Consider the following 1,180-nt stretch of genomic DNA (forward strand, 5'->3'; position numbering starts at 1 on the left):
GGACGCACCTTCTTCTTCCCCATGCTCTCCATGATGAACATCATCCTTCCGGGGCCCAAGCCCCTGATCTCCGATGTCCGTCAAAGCGAAGCAAGCCCACACCGACCCCGCTTTGAAAACCTCAATAGCGCGTCGGCAGTGGGTGATCGAGCGGACCATGTCTTGGCTGACCGGCTACCGTCGGCACAACCGTCGCTACGAACGCCACCCCCGCAACTACCTGGCCTTCCTCGGCCTCGCCGCAGTCATCTGCTGCCACAAACGCCTCGTCCCCCTCACCACATAGGACACGGCCTTAAGGGCACTAGACTAGAATCGGTGCAGCATACAGCTCGAAAGTAGTATATGCGCCATAGGGGTCTGAATCGTTGCCCGGCGTTCCGCCCGGCATATCTTTGATAACATTCATTGCCGAGTCAATCAAATATCCCTTAGCTAGATCTTTGTCATCCGTCCGCTTTCCGCTCCCGTCGAATCTGAAAGTGAGTGGCGCTGCATGTGCTTCCAGGGGGCTGTACATGCGGACAAGGAAATCCTTCACCCCGTCCCTTTCGAATATGTTCTGGGCAGAATGCATGACCTTATTCAGGCCCCCGGCTTGGGCGAGCTTGGCGCTTTCGCCGCCGCCAAGCATAGGGAGGTTCCCGGTCCATGATGCGTTTCCGACAGGGACGACAATCTTGCCGCTCTGGGCGCTGGCCAGCACTGCGCAGGAGGCAGTCTTGCATGCGCCCTTGAATTTCGAGGAGAATTTGGCGTTTGCTAGCGCGGCGCTTCGGATAGACCTGAATATGTCCAGCATGTCATCTGCTGCGTAATCGGTGCGGAAGAGAAATGTTTTCATGTAGGGTGTCGCTTCATCCTGCGTGTGTACTACATGCCGGTCGGTTCTCTCCAGATTCTTTCTGACTGCGTTGAAGGTTCCCGGAATATGTCCTTCCCGCTGTGAAAAGATACGCTCCGCGGTCCAGTCTGCGTGAGCTTTGTCTATGGCTTCGGAGCGCCGCTGATGGTTTTGCAACTTGCGCTGATTGGCTCTCGCATGCCTGGTGGTGAAGGATATATTTCCGGTGGGGTCGGTGTGCTCGACTGGGTTTGCGTTGAAGGCTTGGTATTTGTTGAGGGGTGTGGGGTGGGGGTCGCGGGTGGTGAAGCGGCCGGTTTCGGGGTGGTAGAGGCG

General features: G+C 57.1%; 2 protein-coding genes. One reads left to right on the forward strand and one right to left on the reverse strand.

Translation table 11 applies throughout. From position 1 onward, the window contains the following. Positions 1-112 precede the first annotated feature (112 nt). Positions 113-286: a transposase gene (locus IF89_RS44060; protein WP_420707023.1), complete on the forward strand. Its 174-nt coding sequence runs from the start codon at positions 113-115 to the stop codon at positions 284-286. A gap of 18 nt (positions 287-304) precedes the next feature. Here the strand turns inward: IF89_RS44060 and IF89_RS45595 are convergent. Continuing rightward, positions 305-1,180 (reverse strand): RHS repeat-associated core domain-containing protein (locus tag IF89_RS45595; RefSeq protein WP_199820659.1); only part of this gene is annotated, 876 nt, incomplete at its 5' end.

The organism is Streptomyces sp. NRRL F-2664, assembly GCF_000719345.1.
Taxonomy (GTDB): domain Bacteria; phylum Actinomycetota; class Actinomycetes; order Streptomycetales; family Streptomycetaceae; genus Streptomyces.